Source organism: Caulobacter sp. HMWF025 (genome assembly GCF_003060965.1).
GTDB lineage: Bacteria > Pseudomonadota > Alphaproteobacteria > Caulobacterales > Caulobacteraceae > Caulobacter.
In genome coordinates this window covers 1-18,714 of the sequence record NZ_QAII01000032.1, presented here as the reverse complement: position 1 = coordinate 18,714, position 18,714 = coordinate 1, and the positions used below count along the sequence as shown (strand labels likewise).

At 67.2% G+C, this 18,714-nt stretch carries 16 protein-coding genes; 11 read left to right on the top strand and 5 right to left on the bottom strand.

What is annotated here, in order from left to right; translation table 11 throughout:
• Positions 1-56: 56 nt before the first annotated feature.
• From DBR10_RS04490 to DBR10_RS04465, 6 genes are all read left to right on the top strand, one after another.
• Positions 57-1,112 carry a LacI family DNA-binding transcriptional regulator gene (locus DBR10_RS04490; RefSeq protein ID WP_108505346.1) on the top strand — a complete coding sequence of 352 codons (1,056 nt, stop codon included), beginning with the start codon at positions 57-59 and terminating at the stop codon, positions 1,110-1,112.
• Between the two features lie 139 nt (positions 1,113-1,251).
• Positions 1,252-2,406 (top strand): fumarylacetoacetate hydrolase family protein, encoded by a 1,155-nt coding sequence (locus DBR10_RS04485; RefSeq protein WP_108505347.1) that lies wholly within the window; start codon positions 1,252-1,254, stop codon positions 2,404-2,406.
• A 52-nt stretch (positions 2,407-2,458) separates the two neighbouring features.
• Positions 2,459-3,208 carry a D-xylose 1-dehydrogenase gene (xylB, locus tag DBR10_RS04480; RefSeq protein ID WP_108505348.1) on the top strand — a complete coding sequence of 250 codons (750 nt, stop codon included), beginning with the start codon at positions 2,459-2,461 and terminating at the stop codon, positions 3,206-3,208.
• 121 nt (positions 3,209-3,329) lie between these two features.
• Positions 3,330-4,205, top strand: coding sequence for a D-xylonolactone lactonase (gene xylC, locus DBR10_RS04475; RefSeq protein WP_108505350.1), 876 nt, complete (start codon positions 3,330-3,332; stop codon positions 4,203-4,205).
• Complete coding sequence (xylD, locus tag DBR10_RS04470; RefSeq protein WP_108505349.1) at positions 4,159-5,973, top strand: xylonate dehydratase XylD; 1,815 nt, start codon at positions 4,159-4,161, stop codon at positions 5,971-5,973. The genes xylC and xylD overlap by 47 nt, the downstream gene beginning before the upstream one ends.
• Positions 5,974-6,090: 117 nt before the next feature.
• Positions 6,091-7,662 carry a GH39 family glycosyl hydrolase gene (locus tag DBR10_RS04465; protein WP_108556171.1) on the top strand — a complete coding sequence of 524 codons (1,572 nt, stop codon included), beginning with the start codon at positions 6,091-6,093 and terminating at the stop codon, positions 7,660-7,662.
• On the opposite strand, the gene DBR10_RS04460 is transcribed toward DBR10_RS04465, so the two are convergent.
• From DBR10_RS04460 to DBR10_RS04450, 3 genes are read right to left on the bottom strand one after another with little or no spacing between them, the layout of a single operon-like run.
• On the bottom strand, positions 7,616-8,074 hold the full coding sequence (locus tag DBR10_RS04460) for a hypothetical protein (protein ID WP_108490469.1): 459 nt from the start codon (positions 8,072-8,074) through the stop codon (positions 7,616-7,618). The genes DBR10_RS04465 and DBR10_RS04460 overlap by 47 nt on opposite strands.
• 3 nt (positions 8,075-8,077) lie before the next feature.
• Positions 8,078-8,716: a hypothetical protein gene (locus DBR10_RS04455; RefSeq protein ID WP_108490470.1), complete on the bottom strand. Its 639-nt coding sequence runs from the start codon at positions 8,714-8,716 to the stop codon at positions 8,078-8,080.
• 16 nt (positions 8,717-8,732) lie between these two features.
• On the bottom strand, positions 8,733-9,140 hold the full coding sequence (locus DBR10_RS04450) for a DUF1330 domain-containing protein (RefSeq protein WP_108504053.1): 408 nt from the start codon (positions 9,138-9,140) through the stop codon (positions 8,733-8,735).
• A gap of 199 nt (positions 9,141-9,339) precedes the next feature.
• On the opposite strand from DBR10_RS04450, the gene DBR10_RS04445 reads away from it, so the two are divergent.
• The gene (locus tag DBR10_RS04445) at positions 9,340-9,912 is read left to right on the top strand and encodes a hypothetical protein (protein ID WP_108490430.1); all 573 of its coding nucleotides are present in this window, start codon (positions 9,340-9,342) and stop codon (positions 9,910-9,912) included.
• A gap of 127 nt (positions 9,913-10,039) precedes the next feature.
• Positions 10,040-10,915, top strand: coding sequence for a glutathione-dependent disulfide-bond oxidoreductase (gene yghU / locus DBR10_RS04440; RefSeq protein WP_108504052.1), 876 nt, complete (start codon positions 10,040-10,042; stop codon positions 10,913-10,915).
• A 34-nt stretch (positions 10,916-10,949) separates the two neighbouring features.
• Here yghU and DBR10_RS04435 read toward each other — a convergent pair whose 3' ends face one another.
• The gene (locus DBR10_RS04435) at positions 10,950-11,918 is read right to left on the bottom strand and encodes a magnesium and cobalt transport protein CorA (RefSeq protein WP_108489595.1); all 969 of its coding nucleotides are present in this window, start codon (positions 11,916-11,918) and stop codon (positions 10,950-10,952) included.
• Positions 11,919-11,995: 77 nt separating this feature from the next.
• Entirely contained in the window at positions 11,996-14,200 is a 2,205-nt protein-coding gene (locus DBR10_RS04430) for a TonB-dependent receptor domain-containing protein (protein ID WP_233243269.1), read from the bottom strand.
• Positions 14,201-14,531: 331 nt separating this feature from the next.
• Here DBR10_RS04430 and DBR10_RS04425 point away from each other — a divergent pair, with 331 nt between their 5' ends.
• The 3 genes from DBR10_RS04425 to DBR10_RS04415 form a co-directional block, all read left to right on the top strand.
• Positions 14,532-15,968 carry a sugar porter family MFS transporter gene (locus DBR10_RS04425; RefSeq protein WP_108505283.1) on the top strand — a complete coding sequence of 479 codons (1,437 nt, stop codon included), beginning with the start codon at positions 14,532-14,534 and terminating at the stop codon, positions 15,966-15,968.
• A 232-nt stretch (positions 15,969-16,200) separates the two neighbouring features.
• Complete coding sequence (locus DBR10_RS04420) at positions 16,201-17,823, top strand: family 43 glycosylhydrolase (protein ID WP_108556170.1); 1,623 nt, start codon at positions 16,201-16,203, stop codon at positions 17,821-17,823.
• A gap of 158 nt (positions 17,824-17,981) precedes the next feature.
• A partial coding sequence (locus DBR10_RS04415; protein WP_108556169.1) for a rhamnogalacturonan acetylesterase occupies positions 17,982-18,714 on the top strand: 733 nt, incomplete at its 3' end.

The following is an 18,714-nucleotide window of genomic DNA, read 5'->3' as shown; positions in this document are numbered from 1 at the left end:
GCTTCCACCTTCACCCCGAAGCGGTCTAATGTCCCCGGCAGAGGGAACGGATACACATGAGAGAACCGACCGAGCGCCAACGGCGCCGTACGACGCAGAGCGCAACGATCCGCGATGTGGCCGCCCGGGCCGGGGTTTCGCCGATGACCGTCTCGCGGGTCATCAACCGCGAAAGCACCGTCAAGGAAGAGACCAGAGCCCTGGTCGAACAGGCCATTACCGACCTCAACTACGCGCCCAATCCGGCGGCGCGCAGCCTGGCCGGCTCCGCTCCGTTCCGTATCGGCCTGCTCTATGACAACCCCTCCACCGGCTATCTGTCGGAGTTCCTGGTCGGGGCGCTGGACGAAAGCAGCCGCACCGGGGCCCAGGTGGTCATCGAGAAGTGCGCCGAGCCGGAACTGGCCGGGGCGACCCTGACCCGCCTGCTACGTACGGGCGTCGACGGCCTGATCCTGCCCCCGCCCCTGTGCGAATCGCCCCAGGTCCTCGCCGAGGTGAAGGCCGCCGGAGCCGCCGCCGTGGCTGTGGCCACTGGCGCGCCCAGCTCCGACATGGCCACGATCCGCATCGACAACGAGGCCGCCGCCTTCGAACTGACCCAGCACCTGCTGGCGCTGGGCCACAAGCGGTTCGGCTTCATCAAGGGCCACCCCAACCAGACCGTCAGCCAGCAGCGCCTGGACGGCTTCATGACCGCCCTGAAGGCTGCCGGCATTCCGATGGAAGATGTCCGCGTCGAGCAGGGCTATTTCACCTACCGGTCCGGCCTCGATGCGGCCGAGAAGCTGCTGGGCGGCGACTGGCGTCCGACCGCCATCTTCGCGGCCAATGACGACATGGCGGCCGCGACGGCGGGCCTGGCCCACCGCCTGGGCCTGGACGTGCCGGGCGACATCTCGATCGTCGGCTTCGACGACACCTCGATCGCCGCCAATATCTGGCCGCCCCTGACCACGGTGCACCAGCCGATCGCCGCCATGGCCCGCGCCGCCGTGGATCTGGTGCTGGAAGAAATCCGCCGCAAACGCGACGGTTCGGGCGAGCCGAGGCAACTGATGCACCCGCATACGCTGATCGTGCGGGACTCCAGCGGACCGGCCCCGAAATAGCGCACCACCGCCCTGAGCATGAGGGTTCACCACGGTGGTCTGACAAAGGCTTGCGCGGCCCCACATGTTAGCGCTAACAGATGGCGGGATATGAACGGGCGCGGTTGAAAGCCAGACGCTCGAGCTGGGAGATGACGCCGTGGGCCTGACGCAGTTCCTTCCGCAAGACTGGCGCGACGCCACCCTGCTGGGCCGGATCGACTTCGGCGACGGCCCGACCCCCGTTCTGGTGCGCGGCGGCCGGGTCGAGGACGTCAGCAGAATCGCGCCCACCGTTGCCGACCTGATGAACGCCTATCCGCCGGGTTCGCCGATCCCGCGCGGCGAAGACAGGGGCCCGCTGGAAGCCCTCGACATCCGCGCCGTCTGGGAAGACCCGGCCGGCGAGGCGGCCGTCAAGCTGCTGGCTCCCGTCGACCTGCAGTGCCTGAAGGCCGCCGGGGTCACCTTCGCCGTCTCGACCCTGGAGCGGGTGATTGAGGAACGTGCCCGCGGCGACGCCGCCGCAGCCCTGAAGATCCGCGAGCAGCTGTCGGAAAGCATGGGCGGCGACCTGCGCAGCGTCGATCCGGGCTCAGAGGGTGCCGAGCGCCTGAAACAGACCCTGATCAAGGACGGCCTGTGGTCGCAGTATCTGGAAGTGGCCATCGGCCCCGACGCCGAGATCTTCACCAAGGGCCCGACCCTGTCCTCGATGGGCTGGGGCGACCATGTCGGCGTCCGCTCCGACAGCCACTGGAACAATCCCGAGCCGGAAGTCGTGCTGCTGTGCGACGGTTCGGGCCAGATCCGCGGCGCAGCCCTGGGCAATGACGTCAACCTGCGCGACTTCGAGGGCCGCTCGGCCCTGCTGCTCAGCAAGGCTAAGGACAACAACGCCTCCTGCGCCATCGGCCCGTTCTTCCGCCTGTTCGACGAGGCCTTCAGCCTCGATGACGTCCGCTCGGCCGAAGTCGAGCTGGAGATCACCGGCCGCGACAACTTCGTGCTGAACGGCCACTCCAACATGAGCCTGATCAGCCGCGACCCCGCCGTTCTGGCCGGTCAGGCGTTCGGCAAGCAGCACCAGTATCCGGACGGCTTTGCGCTGTTCCTCGGCACCATGTTCGCGCCGATCCAGGACCGCGACACCGCCGGCCAGGGCTTCACCCACAAGGTCGGCGACCGCGTGCGGGTCTCGACCCCGAAGCTGGGCGTTCTGGAGAACGAGGTCACCACCTGCGACCAGGCCAAGCCCTGGACGTTCGGCATCTCGGCCCTGATCCGCAACCTGGCCGGCCGCGGCCTGCTCTGATCATGACCTTGTCCATCCGCCTTTCGACACTCTCTCAATTCAGGCCTGCCCTATGACGTCAGCCATCTATCCCAGCCTGAAGGGCAAACGCGTCGTCATCACCGGCGGCGGAAGCGGCATCGGGGCCGGCCTGACCGCCGGCTTCGTCCGCCAGGGCGCGGAAGTGATCTTCCTCGACATCGTGGATGCCGACTCCGAAGCCCTGGTCGCCCAGCTTTCGGACGGTGCGGCCATCGCGCCGGTCTACAGGCGTTGCGACCTGATGGACCTTGCGGCCCTGAAGGCCACCCTGACCGAGATCGGCGACATCGATGTACTGGTCAACAATGCCGGCAATGACGACCGCCACAAGCTGGCCGACATCACCCCCGACTACTGGGACAACCGCATCGGCGTGAACCTGCGCCACATGCTGTTCGCCGCCCAGGCGGTCGCCCCCGGCATGGCCCGGCGTGGCGGCGGCGCGATCATCAATTTCGGCTCAATCAGCTGGCACCTGGGCCTGGAAGACCTGGTGCTCTATGAAACCGCCAAGGCCGGGATCGAAGGCATGACCCGCGCCCTCGCCCGTGAGCTGGGCCCCGACGACATCCGCGTCACCTGCGTGGTGCCCGGTAACGTCAAGACCAAGCGTCAGGAGAAGTGGTACACGCCCGAGGGCGAGTCCGAGATCGTCAAGGCCCAGTGCCTGAAGGGCCGTCTCGTCCCCGACCACATCGCCTCGCTCGTGCTGTTCCTGGCCTCGGACGACGCCAGCCTCTGCACGGGTCATGAGTACTGGATCGACGCCGGCTGGCGGTAGGCCTTTAAAACTGTCATCCCGGCCAAGCGCGCAGCGCGCCGAGCCGGGACCTCGGCAAGCGCCGGCGCTTCCTGCGGTCCCGGGTCTTCGCCCGGGATGACAACAGAAGTGGATACGGAACATGCCGACCCCCACCTGCGTCTGGGATCTGAAAGCCACCCTCGGCGAGGGGCCCATCTGGCACGGCGACGCCGTCTGGTTCGTCGACATCAAGGGCCACAGGGTCCATTGCTATGACCCGGCCACGGGCGCGACCCAAAGCTTCGAAGCTCCGGACCAGGTGACCTTCATCGCGCCGATCGACGACGATGACGCCTTCCTGGCCGGGCTGAAGAGCGGCTGGCATCACTTTGATCCCAAGGTCGGCAGCTTCACCCATTTCGGCGAGATCGAGCCGGCCCATCTCGACAACCGGCCCAACGACTCGACGGTCGACGCCCGGGGCCGCCTGTGGTTCGGCACCATGCATGACGGCGAGGAGAACGCCTCCGGGGCCCTCTATCGCCTGGACGCTGAGGGCCCGCACGTCCGCATCGACGACGGCATCTGCATCACCAACGGCCCGGCGGTGAGCCCGGACGGCAAGACGCTCTACCACACCGACACCCTGGCCAAGACCATCTGGGCCTTCGATGTGGCCGACGACGGTTCCGTCTCGAACAAGCGCGTCTTCGCCCAGGTCGAGATCGAGGATGCCTGGCCCGACGGTTCGGTGGTCGACAGCGAGGGCTATCTGTGGACGGCCCTTTGGGGCGGCTACGGCGTCCTGCGCTTCTCGCCTGAGGGCCAGATCGTCGACAAGATCCCCCTGCCCGTCCCCAATGTGACCAAGCCGTGCTTCGGCGGCCCCAATCTGAAGACCCTCTATTTCACCACCGCCCGCAAGGGCCTGAGCGACGAGACCCTCGCCGCCCATCCGCAGGCCGGTGGTCTGTTTGCCGTCGATGTCGATGTCGCCGGCCAGCCCCAGTACGAGGTGCGCCTTGACCTCCCCTGATCGTACCCCCCGCCGGTTCCGCTCGCGCGACTGGTTCGACAATCCCGACCATATCGACATGACCGCCCTCTATCTGGAGCGGTTCATGAACTATGGGATCACGCCTGAAGAGCTGCGCAGCGGCAAGCCGATCATCGGCATCGCCCAGACCGGCAGCGACATCTCGCCGTGCAACCGCATCCATCTGGACCTGGTCAGCCGCGTCCGGGACGGCATCCGCGATGCCGGCGGGATCCCCATGGAGTTCCCGGTCCATCCGATCTTCGAGAACTGCCGTCGCCCGACGGCGGCCCTGGACCGCAACCTCTCCTATCTGGGCCTGGTCGAGACCCTGCACGGCTATCCGATCGACGCCGTCGTCCTGACCACCGGCTGCGACAAGACCACCCCGGCCGGCATCATGGCCGCCACCACGGTCAATATCCCGGCCATCGTCCTGTCGGGCGGTCCGATGCTGGACGGCTGGCATGACGGCGAGTTGGTCGGTTCGGGCACGGTGATCTGGCGCTCGCGGCGCAAGCTGGCGGCCGGCGAGATCAACGAAGACGAGTTCATCCAGCGCGCCGCCGACAGCGCCCCCTCGGCCGGTCACTGCAACACCATGGGCACGGCCTCGACCATGAACGCGGTCGCCGAGGCGCTGGGCCTGTCCCTGACCGGCTGCGCGGCGATCCCCGCCCCCTATCGCGAGCGCGGCCAGATGGCCTACCGCACCGGCCAGCGGATCGTCGACCTGGCCTATGAGGACATCAAGCCCAAGGACATCCTGACCCGGAAGGCCTTCGAGAACGCCATCGCCCTGGTGGCGGCGGCCGGCGGCTCGACCAATGCCCAGCCGCACATCGCCGCCATGGCGCGGCATGCCGGTCTGGAGATCACCGCCGACGACTGGCGCGCGGCCTATGACATCCCGCTGATCGTCAACATGCAGCCGGCCGGCAAGTATCTGGGCGAGCGCTTCCACCGGGCCGGCGGCGCGCCGGCGGTGCTGTGGGAGCTGTTGCAGAACGGCCGCCTGCACGGCGACGTCCTGACCGTCACCGGCAAGACCATGGCGCAGAACCTCGAGGGTCGCGAGACCAGGGACCGCGAGGTGATCTTCCCCTATGCCGAGCCGCTGGCCGAAAAGGCCGGGTTCCTCGTCCTGAAGGGCAACCTGTTCGACTTCGCGATCATGAAGTCCAGCGTCATCGGGGCCGACTTCCGGGCCCGCTATCTGAGCGATCCGGGCAAGGAAGACATCTTCGAGGCCCGGGCCATCGTGTTCGACGGCTCCGGCGACTATCACGCCCGCATCAACGACCCGGCCCTGAACATCGACGAGCACTGCATCCTGGTGATCCGCGGCGCGGGTCCGATCGGCTGGCCCGGCTCGGCCGAGGTGGTCAACATGCAGCCGCCGGATCACCTGCTGAAGAAGGGGATCATGAGCCTGCCCACCCTGGGCGACGGCCGCCAGTCGGGCACCGCCGACAGCCCCTCGATCCTCAATGCCTCGCCCGAGAGCGCCATCGGCGGCGGGCTGTCCTGGCTGCGTACCGGCGACACCATCCGCATCGACCTCAACACCGGCCGCTGTGACGCCCTGGTCGACGAGGCGACGATCGCCGAGCGCCGCAAGGAAGGTATCCCGGCCGTCCCCGAGACCATGACGCCCTGGCAGGAGATCTACCGCGCCCATACCGGCCAGCTGGAGACCGGCGGGGTGCTGGAATTTGCCGTCAAGTACCAGGACCTGGCCGCCAAGCTGCCGCGTCACAACCACTAGAAGCGCCTCATGGTCCGCTCACCCCGGGCTTCGCCGGGGAGAGCGGGTTTAGAGGCGGATGCGCCGACGGCGTCACGGGCCGACCCTGTCCCGGAGCCAAAACCAGGAAGGAAGCCCATGCTGACCCGTCGCCACCTGCTGGCCACCGCCGCCACGCTGACCGCCCTCCCCGCCCTGGCTGCGGCACCGGCCCCGCGGCGCATCGCCCTCGATCTCCGCAAGGCCAGCGTGCCGATGGACCGCTTCTACGACCTGTCGGTCGGCTCGGACTATCCGGGCACCCTGCTGCGCGACGACAGCCTGGGCCAGTTGAAGACCGCCGTGGACGAGCTGGGGTTCCGCTACATCCGCTTCCACGACATCTTCCACGACGTGCTGGGCACGGTGAACAAGGCCGCCGACGGCACGATCACCTATAACTGGACCAAGATCGACGCGCTCTACGACCGACTGCTGGCCCTGAAGATCAAGCCGTTCATCGAGCTGGGCTTCACCCCCTCGGCGATGAAGACCTCCGACCAGACGATCTTTTACTGGAAGGGCAACACCTCGCACCCGCAGTTCGGCCCGTGGCGCGACCTGATCGATGCCTTCGCGCGCCACCTGATCGGCCGCTATGGCCAGGCCGAGGTCCGCACCTGGTTCTTCGAGGTCTGGAACGAGCCCAATCTCGACGGCTTCTGGGAGAAGGCGGACCAGAAGGTCTATTTCGACCTCTTTGCCCTGACCTCGAAGACCCTGAAGGCCATCGATCCCGCCCTGAAGGTGGGCGGTCCCTCAACGGCGGGCGCGGCCTGGGTTCCCGAACTGCTGGCCTACTGCCAGACCAACACGGTGGCGGTCGACTTCGTCACTACCCACACCTACGGCGTCGACGGCGGCTTCCTCGACGAGAAGGGCGAGCAGGACACCAAGCTGTCGCCGCATCCGGATGCCGTCATCGGCGATGTGCGCCGCGTCCGCGAGCAGATCAGCGCCTCGGCCTTCCCGACCCTGCCGCTGTACTTCACCGAGTGGAGCACCAGCTACAATCCGCGCGACTCCGTCCACGACAGCTATCACAGCGCCGCCTACATCCTGGCCAAGCTCAAGGGCGTGAAGGGCCTGATCCAGGGCATGAGCTACTGGACCTATAGCGACCTGTTCGAGGAGCCCGGCCCGCCGACCGCGCCGTTCCAGGGCGGCTTTGGCCTGATGAACCCGCAGGGCATCCGCAAGCCGTCCTGGTTTGCCTACAAGTACCTGAACGCCCTGCGCGGCCTCGAAATCCCCGGGGCCGACCCCGAGGTCCTGGCCGCGGTCGACGGCGGCAAGGTCGCGGCCCTGGTCTGGGACTTCGAGACCCCCGTCCAGCCGGTCAGCAATCGCTCGTTCTTCACCAAGGTGCAGCCGACCTCGGCCGCCCCGCCGGTGGCCCTGGCGCTCAGCGGCCTCAAGCCCGGCCGCTACCGCCTGCAGGCCCGCCGCACCGGCTTCAAGGCCAATGACGCCTATACCGCCTATCTGGAGATGGGCGCGCCAAAGGCCCTGACCCCGGACCAGATCAGCACCCTGAACGGTCTGACCGCCGATACGCCCGAGCTCGATCGTGTGGTCGAGATCGATGCCAAGGGGGCCTTCAGCCTCGACCTGGCCATGCGCCTCAACGATCTGGTGCTGGTGACCCTGGAGCCGGTCCGCGCAGCCTGAGCGACAGGCCGAAGAACACCAGCCCGATGACCAGGAAGGCCAGGCTGGCGAAATGTTCGGGCGGGTGGTGGCCGGTGCCACTGCCCTTGCCGAACCAGGCCGACCAGGCACTCAGCCCCTGCATCAGCAGCATCATCAGCAGCATCAGCGGCACCAGTGTGCGGTAGCGGACGGCGATGATCAGGCCCAGCAGGCCGAACGGGATCTGTATCGCGCCGTACCAGGCGAACAGGGCGATGATCGTCTCGGCCCGGCTCGACAGGTCGATATGGGCGATCACCCCGGCCCCGCCGTCCGGCAGGCCGTAGTGGATCAGGCCCGGGATCACCGTCAGGACACTGGCCAGCACCAGGAACCCCGCCGCGACGGGCGAGCCGCGATAGTCGGCATTGGAAGATGGCGGCAGCAGCATGGCTCAGCCTGCCTGCAGCAGCAGGGCCACCTGGGCCAGGGCGGCGGCCAGGGCCAGGACCAGACCGACCCACAGCCGGGGTCCGGCCAGGGTCATGATCATCGGCCGGGTCGGGAAGTTGAAGGTCTGGGGCATGGCCGCATGCTTGAAGGCATGGGCTCCGCCGAAGCGCGGGTCACAGACCAGCTGGGCAAGGTCCCGACGGCTGCGATAGCGGACATAGCCCATCATCGACCATTTCGGGCAGCCCTCGATCCCCCAGGTGTCAACGAGGCCGCCGACCTGCCGCGCCGCCAGGGCCGGATGGCCACCCTTGCGAAAGAGGGCCGGCAGGAACATGCGGGTATAGCCCTCCATCACCTGGCGGGCGGGCTTCATCTCGCCGGTCGCCGGATCGGCCACCGGTCCGTCGGCCATGCGGATGACGTTGAGCATGAAGAACTCGCGCCCGTCGTCCTCAGACAGAAAGCGCTCCAGGGTCGGCAGTTCGTCCGGCCCGCCGTGACCGATGCTGGCGGCCTTCATCCGGCCGATCAGATCCGTGACCTCGGCCGCCGACAGTGGGCCACGCCAGTTCACATACCAGGCCAGGAACAGGCCATAGAGACAGAGGGCGACGCCCCAGACCCAGAAGCTCGACATCGCCTCAGCTCTCCCCTCAGCCCATCACGGTTTCAATCAGCACCTGGCCCTCAAGCCCGGCGTCGCGGTGGACATGGATCTCGGCATAGGCGGGCGAGCCGAGGATCTCGGCCATGACCTTGAACGACGGGTACATCATGATCGCCGCCGAATCCCAAAGCCCCTCGACCTCGCCGATCAGCAGGCCACGCACCGGGGCGCTGAACACCAGCTTGCCGCCGGCCTCGGCGACCATCTTGCTGACCGCCCGGCCGTAGAGGGCATAGGCCTGGGCCCCGCTGAGCGTGGTCTCGCGCCCGTCAGGATAGACCGCCTTCTCGCGGAACTTCAGCAGGTTGAGCATGTAGATCGGCTTGCCGTCGTCGCGCTCGAACGCGGCGAGCTGCTGGGCCGGTGTCGGGCCGTGGGCGTTGGTGACCTGCATCGGAGGGCTCCGGGAACAGCCGCCCGGACCGTTCCGGGCGCATAATATGACAACAAGCATGCCACTTGTTTGCCGGAGCTGTCACCCCGAAACTTGACCGTGCGCTGCGCCCGCCGCGACCGGGTTCACGGGGCCGGCGGAATCATGCTGCGAAAGGGGCCAAGCCGCTCGGCTCCAAGAGGCGGCGGGGGGACGGAGCATGGAAATCAAGGAATACTTTCTCGGCCTGCTGGCCATCATCACCGGCCTGGCGATCAGCGACATGGTCGTCAGCGTTCACGCCCTGCTCCGCCGCTTCGGCCGCACCCGCTGGGACTGGCTGCCTATGGCGGCGGCGACCCTGGTCTTTGTGGTGATTGTCCGCAGCTGGTGGATCGCCTGGTACACCGACTGGACCAACACCCCGCTGTGGCAGTTCCTGCTGATCCTGGTCCAGCTGATCTGCATGTTCCTGGCCGCCAAGGCCGTCCTGCCTGACGAGGGTGAGACCCTCGACCTGGACATGATGGAACACTACCGGGCCTCGAACCGCTACGTCTGGGGGGCCCTGATCGGCATGATCGTCGCCTTCGCCGCCGCAGCCCTGCTGAACCGACTGGGAAGCTGGGACCGCATTGTGGAATGGTTCTTCAAATGGGGCTGGGAGCTGCCGATCTACTGCACGCCTCTGGTGCTGCTGATCGCCGTGCAGCGCATGATCCTGCACCGCCTTGTCGTCCCGACGCTCCTGATCGCCTGGCTGGTCCTGAACGGCGGGACGATCATGCAGTAGGGCCGACCACCCCGCGCGTGGCCGTCCGCGTCCCGCAAATCCGGACGGCCGCACTGGCGCTGCGCCACGGGAGCCGCCACATTGAGGTTCATCAGGAGCGCAGAGACGCTCCGCCCGGAGGCTGCAGATGACCGATACCGCCGACTACGTCCCGCCCAAGGTCTGGACCTGGAACAAGGAAAACGGCGGACGCTTCGCCGCCATCAACCGGCCGATCGCCGGCCCGACCCAGGACAAGCCGCTGCAGGTCGGCAAGCACCCGCTGCAGCTCTATTCCCTGGGCACGCCCAACGGCGTCAAGGTCACGATCATGCTCGAGGAGCTGCTGGCCCTGGGCCATGCGGGCGCCGAGTATGACGCCTGGCTGATCAATATCGGCGCGGGCGACCAGTTCGGCAGCGGCTTTGTCGACGCCAATCCCAATTCCAAGATCCCGGCCCTGGTCGACCACAGCGGCGAGACCCCGATCCGCATCTTCGAGTCCGGGGCCATCCTGATGCACCTGGCCGAAAAGTTCGGGGCCTTCCTGCCGACCGAGCCGGCGGCGCGGGCCGAGTGCCTGTCGTGGCTGTTCTGGCAGATGGGCAGCGCGCCCTTCCTGGGCGGCGGCTTTGGCCACTTCTACGCCTATGCGCCGGTGAAGATCGAATATGCCATCGACCGCTATGCCATGGAGGTCAAACGCCAGATGGACGTGCTCGACCGCCGACTGGCCGAGACGACCTATGTGGCCGGCGAGGACTACACCATCGCCGACATGGCCATCTGGCCCTGGTACGGCGGCATGGCCAAGGGCGTCCTGTACGAGGCCGGCGAGTTCCTCTCGGTGCAGGACTACAAGCACGTGCAGCGCTGGGCCGACCTTCTGGCCGAGCGTCCGGCCGTCAAGCGCGGCCGCATGGTCAACCGCGTGTTCGGTGAGCCCTCAAGCCAACTGCCGGAACGCCACGACGCCAGCGACTTCGAGCTGCGCACGGCCGACAAGCTGAACCCGGCGACCTGATCCCGCCCCCTGATCGTCGCGGTCTGCCTGCGGCCTACAGCCACCTGGCGCGCTTGAAGCGCCAGTAAAGCAGCAGGCAGACCCCGATGATGACGCCGAGCGCCACCGGATAGCCGAAGGTCCAGCGCAGCTCGGGCATGTGCTCGAAGTTCATGCCGTAGATGCCGGCGATGGCGGTCGGCACGGCCAGCATCGCGGCCCAAGCGGCCAGCTGCCGGGTAATCACGCCCTGGCGCTGCTGTTCCAGCAGGGAGCTGACCTCGAAGACCGAGGTCAGCACGTCGCGCAGCCCTTCGACCAGCGAGGCGGTCCGGGCGATGTGGTCCTTCACATCGCGGAAATAGGGTTTCACCTCGGCATCGATGCACGGCATGTCGTGGTGCTCCAGCTCGCTGGCCACCTGCTCCATCGGCCCCAGCAGCTTGCGGAAGCGCATCAGCTCGCGCCGCAGGGCGAAGATCCGCGTCACCTCGTAGCGGCTGAGAAAGGCGTCCAGGGCCCGTCGCTCCATCTCGGCCAGCTCGTCGTCAATGGCGTCGACGATCGGCAGATAGCCGTCGACGATGAAGTCCAGCACCGCATGCAGCACATAGTCGCCGCCGTGGGCCAGCAGGCGGGGCGTGGCCTCCAGATGCTCGCGCAGCTCGGTATGGGCCCGGGCCGAGCCGTGGCGGACGGTGATCAGGTGCCGGGGACCGACGAAGATGTCGGTCTCGCCGTACTCGATACGCCCCTCGACCAGCTGGGCGGTCTTGGCGACCACGAACAGCGCGTCGCCGTAGAGATCCACCTTGGGCATCTGGCGGGCGTGCAGCGCATCCTCGACGGCCAGGGGATGCAGGCCGAACACCTTCTGCAAGGTCTCCAGCTCGGCCTTGCCCGGCTCGACCAGACCGATCCAGACGAACTCGCCCGGACGCGGCATGAGGCCTTCCGGCTCATCGAGACTGAGCTCGCGGGACCGGAGACCGTCCCGATAGGCGATGGCCGCAACGACGCTCATACGGGCTCCAGGCTCGGCGGTGACGCTCGCGCTATGGCATGAAACCGCGCGTCGTCACAGCCGGCCGATATGGGGTTTTAACCGACCTGGGCCCCGCTGAAGTCGAACTGCTCGGGCCGCGGCTTGCCGCCGCCGAAGCTGTAGCTGAAGCCGAAGAACAGGGCCCGGGCCTTGGGCAGACGCTTGGTGGTGTCGCGCAGGGTCGGGGTGTTGATGATCACCGTATCCTCGATGGTGGCCAGCACGTCCTGGCCGGTGACCACGAAGGACAGTTGGTCATTGATCTTCCGGCGGTAGCCCAGATTGACCATCTGGAACGGCTCGCGATAGCCCTGCGGCGTCAGGCGACGGCCCGAGGAAATGGCGTTGATCTGCAGGAAGTCCTTGGGCGTCGCCTGCCAGTTCAGATTGGCGCGGCCCGAGACCATGGTGTCCTTGCGGGTGCCGGTGAAGCCCAGATTGGCGGCAGCGATCTCGTTGCGGAAGATGTTGCTGCTCAGGCTGTAGGACAGGGTCGGGCTCAGACGGCCGTTGGCCGCCAGTTCCAGGCCCGTGCTGTTGTTCTTGCCGAGGTTTTCCTTAGTGGTCAGCAGCACGCTGCCGCCCAGGTCGCGGACCACGTCGGTGACGCTCTCGCTGTTGCGGCGATGATAGAGGGTGGCCAGGTAGTAGGTCTGGGCCTTGCGATACTGCCAGCCCAGCTCGAACGAGTCGGTCTGTTGCGGCTTCAGGTCCGGATTGCCGGCCCGGTAGTTATAGGGGTCCTGGTAGATCGGATAGGGATTGAGATCCTGGGCCTGCGGACGCTGCACCCGGCGGCTGAAGTTGGCGTTCAGGGTGTTGTTGTCGTTGACCGTGTAGCGGACGAAGACCGACGGATAGACCTTGAAATAGTCGTTGCTGGCCTTCTGGCCGGAGGTCAGCTGGTTGGTGTCGATATTGACCTGCTCGGCCCGCAGGCCGCCCTGCACCGTGACGTCGCCGAACGGCCGCTCATAGGTGACATAGGCGGCGAAGACGTCCTGGTCATAGAGGAAGCGGTTGGTGCGGGCGGTGTCGACGACCAGGGGGGACGGCGTGGCCCCGACAGAGCGACGGTTGTCATAGTCATTGGTCGCCACTTCCAGATCGGCGCCCATCTTCAGCTTGGCCTCGCCCGGCAGGGGCTTGGAATAGTCGACCTTGAGATTGGCCCGGGTCTGGTCGATGCCGAAGCCGTAGGACTCGTAGAGGTCTGCGCCCGGGGTGTTGTCGGTGAAGCCCCGGCCGTCGCGGCTGAAGCTGGTCACCTCATACTCGGCATGGGCGGTCAGGTCGTGTTCATTGCCGCCGAGCTGCCGGCGCCAGTCAGCGCTGACCGCACCGTTGTCGCGGTTCATCTCGTTCCGGGTCTGGCGCTTATAGGCGCGGGTCACGGCCCCCAGGGCATTGCTGGCCGAGTAGAGCTCGGTCGCGTCGCTGTCGAAGGCCATGCCGCGATAGCGAACCTCGGCGCTCAGGCGGTTCTGCTTGTCGAGGTCATAGTCGAGACCGCCGCGCAGATTGACGCTGCCGCCCTTGTTGTCCGAGGTGACGTCCAGCGCACTGGGCAGGAACGTGCCGCTGACGGCGTCGAGCACGGCCCGGTCGGTCTCGGCATCGAAGCTCTGGACATCACGGCGATAGCCGACATCACCCGACAGGGTCAGCTTGCCCTCGCGGCGCGAACCGCTGATGCCGCCGTTATAGCGGCCGTCGCCGCCGACATTGAGCCGCATCGAGCCGGTGGTGCCGGCCTTGCGGGTCTTCTTGGTGACCAGGTTGATGATGCCGCCGGTGCCGTCGGGACGGAAGGCGGCGGACGGGTTGGTCATCACCTCGACGCGGTCGATCTGGTCGGCCGGCAGCGACTGCAGGGCATCGGCCTTGCCTTCGCCGTTGAACATGCCCGACGGCTTGCCGTCGATCAGGATGGTGACATTGGGATCGCCGCGCAGGCTGACATTGCCCTGCACGTCGACCTCGACCGAGGGGATATTGCGCAGGGCATCGGTGATCGAGCCGGTACGGGCCGACAGGTCGTTGGCGACGCTGTAGCTGCGGCGGTCGATCGAGGCGCGCATGGCCGTGGAATCGCTGGTCACCACCACGCCTTCGACGGCGGTGGCGGCCTCCGGCCTGGCCGGCGGCCGGGTGGCCGGAGCGGGCGCAGCGGCCGACGGGGCCTGGGCCAGGGCGGCGCAAGGCAGAACGACCGTGGCGGCAGCGGCGGCGAGCAGAGAAACTTTCAGGCGCAAGATCATACCCCGTTTGTCCCGCCGTCGCAGGCGCGCGGGTGCGGGACGCCCGGCTAGAGCGCGAGCTGCGACCGGTATCAACTGACTTTTCCGCAATGTTTCGCTTCCCGCCAGCTATGCGGCGCCCCGGCCACAACTGCCCCAGCGGAAGCCGCGCCATAGTCCCCCGGGAAAAACCCACTAGGCTGCCGTATCGTCAGCGTGAGTCGCGGCAAGAGGGGCTGCAGACGACCGCTTGCGCGCTGATACCGGTAACACTAAGGTCCGCCCAACGAGCGGGCCGCTGAGCATCGCTCAGGGATGCAAATTCGGCCCACGGGCCAAGGGGAGGATACGAATGGCTTCAGTAATCAGCGGCGGGCCGAGCCCGGGCATGAGCGCCGACGGTGCCAAGGTCAACATGGCCTTCGTCGCCTCGATCGTTGCCGTGGCCACGATCGGCGGTTTTATGTTCGGCTACGACAGCGGTGTCATTAACGGCACCCAGGAGGGCCTGAACAGCGCCTTCAATCTCACCGAATTCGGCACCGGCCTGAACGTCGCCGCCATCCTGATCGGCTGCGCCTTCGGGGCCTTCGCCGCCGGCCGTCTGGCCGACGTCTGGGGCCGTCGCACCGTGATGATCATCTCGGCCCTGCTGTTCGTGATCAGCGCCATCGGCACCGGCGCGGCGCACACCTCGACCATCTTCGTCATCTTCCGCCTGATCGGCGGCCTGGGCGTGGGCGCGGCCAGCGTGCTGTGCCCGGTCTATATCTCGGAAGTCACGCCGGCCAATATCCGCGGCCGCCTGTCGTCCGTGCAGCAGATCATGATCATCACCGGCCTGACCGGTGCGTTCGTGGCCAACTATGTCCTGGCCCATACCGCCGGCAGCTCGACCGCTGAATTCTGGCTGGGCCTGCCCGCCTGGCGCTGGATGTTCTGGATGCAGGTCATCCCGGCCGGCGTGTTCTTCTTCGCCCTGCTGACCATTCCGGAAAGCCCGCGCTATCTGGTCGCCAAGGGCAAGGACGCCGAAGCCGAAAAGATCCTGTCGCGCCTGTTCGGGGCCGGCACGGGCGCGGCCAAGGTCGCCGAGATCCGCGCGTCGCTGAGCGCCGACCACAAGCCCAAGTTCTCCGACCTGCTGGACCCGGTCAGCAAGAAGATCCGTCCGATCCTGTGGGCCGGCCTGGTCCTGGCGGTCTTCCAGCAGTTCGTCGGCATCAACATCGTCTTCTACTACGGCTCGGTGCTGTGGCAGTCGGTCGGCTTCACCGAAGACGACAGCCTGAAGATCAACATCCTGTCGGGGGCCCTGTCGATCGTGGCCTGTCTGGCCGCCATCGCCCTGATCGACCGGATCGGCCGCAAGCCGCTGCTGCTGATCGGTTCGGTCGGCATGGCCGTGACCCTGGGCGTGCTGACCTGGTGCTTCTCGACCGCCACCACCATCAACGGCGCCCTGCATCTGGACGCCAGCGTCGGCCCGATCGCCCTGGTCGCCGCCAACCTCTACGTGGTCTTCTTCAACCTCTCCTGGGGCCCGGTGATGTGGGTCATGCTGGGTGAGATGTTCCCCAACCAGATGCGCGGCTCGGCCCTGGCCGTGGCGGGCTTCGCCCAGTGGATCGCCAACTTCGCCATCTCGTTCAGCTTCCCGGCCATGGCCAAGCTCAGCCTGTCGGCGACCTACGGCTTCTATGCGGCCAGCGCCGTGGTCTCGTTCTTCCTCGTTCAGAAACTGATCAAGGAAACGCGCGGCACCGAGCTGGAAGACATGGTGGGCTGATGAGCCCCGCCCCTTCGGAGGTGTAACCAGACAGAACGCCCGGAGGCTCAGCTTCCGGGCGTTTTTCTATGGGCGTCACCTTCCCTGCTCCGCCCGGCAATGACAGCGTTATCGACGGAAATCGGCGATGACACCGGTAGACAATCCCGGATTCCTGCCGCTTAGTGACCGGTAACACCGCCAGCGCGGCCCCAGTTCGCGCAGCCCTGTCAAGCTTGGGAAGGATACGCCGATGGTTCAGATCAGCCGCCGGGGAGCGCTGGGCTCCCTCCTGACCGGAGTCGCCGTCGGGGCTGTTCCCGCTGCCGGGCAGGCCGCCCAGATGGGCACCCTGCCCGGCCCCGCGCCTGCCGGAACCCCGACCTGGGCCCGCGGCATCGAAGGCCAGCGCAAGGCCGACCTCGGTGACGGGACCTTCCTGAACCCCATCCTGGCCGGCGACCATCCTGACCCGTCGATCCTGAAGGACGGCGACGACTACTACATGACCCACAGCTCGTTCGACGCCTATCCGGGCCTGCTGATCTGGCACAGCCGCGACCTGGTGAACTGGACCCCGGTGGTGGCCAGCCTGAAGACCAATATCGGCTCGGTCTGGGCTCCGGAGATCTGCAAGCACCAGGGCCGCTACTACATCTACATCCCGGCCAAATACCCCAACAACAACACCAGCTACGTGATCTGGGCCGACCGCATCGAGGGGCCGTGGTCCGAGCCGATCGACCTGAAGCTGCCGCGCTATATCGACCCCGGCCACATCGTCGACGAGACGGGCGTGCGCTGGCTGTTCCTGTCGGGTGGCGACCGCATCCAGCTGGCCCCCGACGGCCTGTCGACGGTCGGCAAGCCCGAGCACGTCTACGATCCCTGGCGCTATCCCGACGACTGGGATGTGGAAGGCTTCTCGCCCGAGGGCCCCAAGGTCATGCGGCGGGGCGACTACTATTACATGATCACCGCTGTGGGCGGCACGGCCGGCCCGCCGACCGGCCACATGGTCATTGTCGCCCGCGCCAAGTCGCTGGCAGGCCCCTGGGAGGACCATCCGCGCAACCCGCTGGTCCGTACCGTCGACAATGCCGAGAAATGGTGGTCGCGCGGCCATGCCACCCTGGTCGAGGGCCCCGGCGGCGACTGGTGGACCGTCTATCACGGCTATGAAAACGGCTTCTACACCCTGGGTCGCCAGACCCTGCTGGCCCCGGTCACCTGGACGAAGGACGGCTGGTTCGACATCGGCGGCGGCGATCTGGCCAAGCCGATCCGCAAGCCGAAGGGCGGCAAGCCCGGCCCGCACGGCATGGCCCTGTCAGACGACTTCACCACCGACAAGCTGGGCGTGCAGTGGAACTTCTTTGCCCCCGGGCCAGGCGAGGCCGACCGCATCAGCCGCAAGGACGGGGTCCTGACCCTGAAGGGCGCGGGCGAGGCGCCGTCCAGCGGTTCGCCCCTGATCTTCGTCAACGGCGACCAGGCCTATGAGATCGAGTGCGAGATCGACATCGACCCGGAGACCCGCGCGGGCCTGATCCTGTTCTATGACCGCCAGCTCTATTGCGGCCTCGGCTTCGATGCGAAGAACTTTGTCACCCACCAGTACGGCATCGAGCGCGGCCGACCGGCCAATCCGCACGGGTCGAAGATGCTGATGCGGCTGCGCAATACCCGCCATATCGTCAGCTTCCACACCAGTGGCGACGGTGGCGCGACCTGGAAGCGCTTCGACCGGGGCATGGAGGTCAGCGGCTACCACCACAATGTGCGCGGCGGGTTCCTGATGCTGAAGCCGGGCCTCTACGCCGCCGGCAAGGGCTCGGCGCGGTTCCGCAACTTCAAGTACCGGGCGCTGGGGTAGTCCACACCGCCTCTTTCATCTTGTCATCCCGGCCGTACCCCGGCGAGAGCCGGGGGGAGAGCCGGGACCCAGGGGCCAATGCCGTGCGGTTGCCCCTGGGTCCCGGACAGCCTCTGCGAGGCTTCCGGGATGACAAGCTTTTCAATGGAACGCTTGAGATGATCAAACCCCTCCTCCTCGCCACCACCCTGCTGCTCACGCCCCTGGCCGCCCAGGCCCGGACCGCGCCAGTGGCCGCGCCCGAGCCCGCGCCGTTCAAGTCGGCGAAGATCGTGCTGGTCGGCGACTCCACGACCGCCGTCCAGGGCGGCTGGGGCCCCAGCTTCTGCGGGAAACACGTCACCTCGTTCATCGCCTGCATCAACCTGGCGCGCGGCGGCCGCAGCAGCGGCAACTATCGCAGCGAGGGCTCGTGGGCCCTCGCCCTGTACGAGATCAGGTCCGGCGGCTTTTCCGACACCTATGTGCTGATCCAGTTCGGCCACAACGACCAGCCGGGCAAGCCGGGGCGCTCCACGGATCTGGCCACCGAGTTCCCGGCCAATATGAAGCGCTATGTCGACGAGGTCCGCGCGGCCGGCGGCAAGCCGGTGCTGGTGACGCCCCTGACCCGCCGGCAGTTCAAGGACGGCCGGCTGGTCGATGACCTGGGCCCCTGGGCCGAGGCCGTGCGCAAGGTCGCGGCCGAGACCGGCACGCCGCTGGTCGATCTGCACGCCCTCAGTATGGCGGCCGTCCAGGCCATGGGTCCGGTCGAGGCGATGCGTCTGGCCCAGGTGCCGCCCGACCCGCGGGTGCGTGAGGCCGCCCGTTCAGGCACGACAGTCGAGGCCCGCTTCTATGAACCGGCGATCCCCGGCGCGACCGTGCCGCCTGCCCCGCCACCGGCAC

Excerpts from the sequence above, each read along its gene's own strand:
- DBR10_RS04455 (WP_108490470.1), bottom strand. The coding sequence starts at position 8,716 with ATGTCGAGCTTCTGGGTCTGGGGCGTCGCCCTCTGTCTCTATGGCCTG.
- DBR10_RS04465 (WP_108556171.1), top strand. The coding sequence starts at position 6,091 with ATGCTGACCCGTCGCCACCTGCTGGCCACCGCCGCCACGCTGACCGCC.
- xylB (WP_108505348.1), top strand. The coding sequence starts at position 2,459 with ATGACGTCAGCCATCTATCCCAGCCTGAAGGGCAAACGCGTCGTCATC.
- DBR10_RS04490 (WP_108505346.1), top strand. The coding sequence starts at position 57 with ATGAGAGAACCGACCGAGCGCCAACGGCGCCGTACGACGCAGAGCGCA.
- DBR10_RS04430 (WP_233243269.1), bottom strand. The coding sequence starts at position 14,200 with ATGATCTTGCGCCTGAAAGTTTCTCTGCTCGCCGCCGCTGCCGCCACG.
- xylD (WP_108505349.1), top strand. The coding sequence starts at position 4,159 with ATGTCGCCGGCCAGCCCCAGTACGAGGTGCGCCTTGACCTCCCCTGAT.
- DBR10_RS04445 (WP_108490430.1), top strand. The coding sequence starts at position 9,340 with ATGGAAATCAAGGAATACTTTCTCGGCCTGCTGGCCATCATCACCGGC.
- DBR10_RS04420 (WP_108556170.1), top strand. The coding sequence starts at position 16,201 with ATGGTTCAGATCAGCCGCCGGGGAGCGCTGGGCTCCCTCCTGACCGGA.
- yghU (WP_108504052.1), top strand. The coding sequence starts at position 10,040 with ATGACCGATACCGCCGACTACGTCCCGCCCAAGGTCTGGACCTGGAAC.
- DBR10_RS04435 (WP_108489595.1), bottom strand. The coding sequence starts at position 11,918 with ATGAGCGTCGTTGCGGCCATCGCCTATCGGGACGGTCTCCGGTCCCGC.
- DBR10_RS04460 (WP_108490469.1), bottom strand. The coding sequence starts at position 8,074 with ATGCTGCTGCCGCCATCTTCCAATGCCGACTATCGCGGCTCGCCCGTC.
- DBR10_RS04425 (WP_108505283.1), top strand. The coding sequence starts at position 14,532 with ATGGCTTCAGTAATCAGCGGCGGGCCGAGCCCGGGCATGAGCGCCGAC.
- xylC (WP_108505350.1), top strand. The coding sequence starts at position 3,330 with ATGCCGACCCCCACCTGCGTCTGGGATCTGAAAGCCACCCTCGGCGAG.
- DBR10_RS04450 (WP_108504053.1), bottom strand. The coding sequence starts at position 9,140 with ATGCAGGTCACCAACGCCCACGGCCCGACACCGGCCCAGCAGCTCGCC.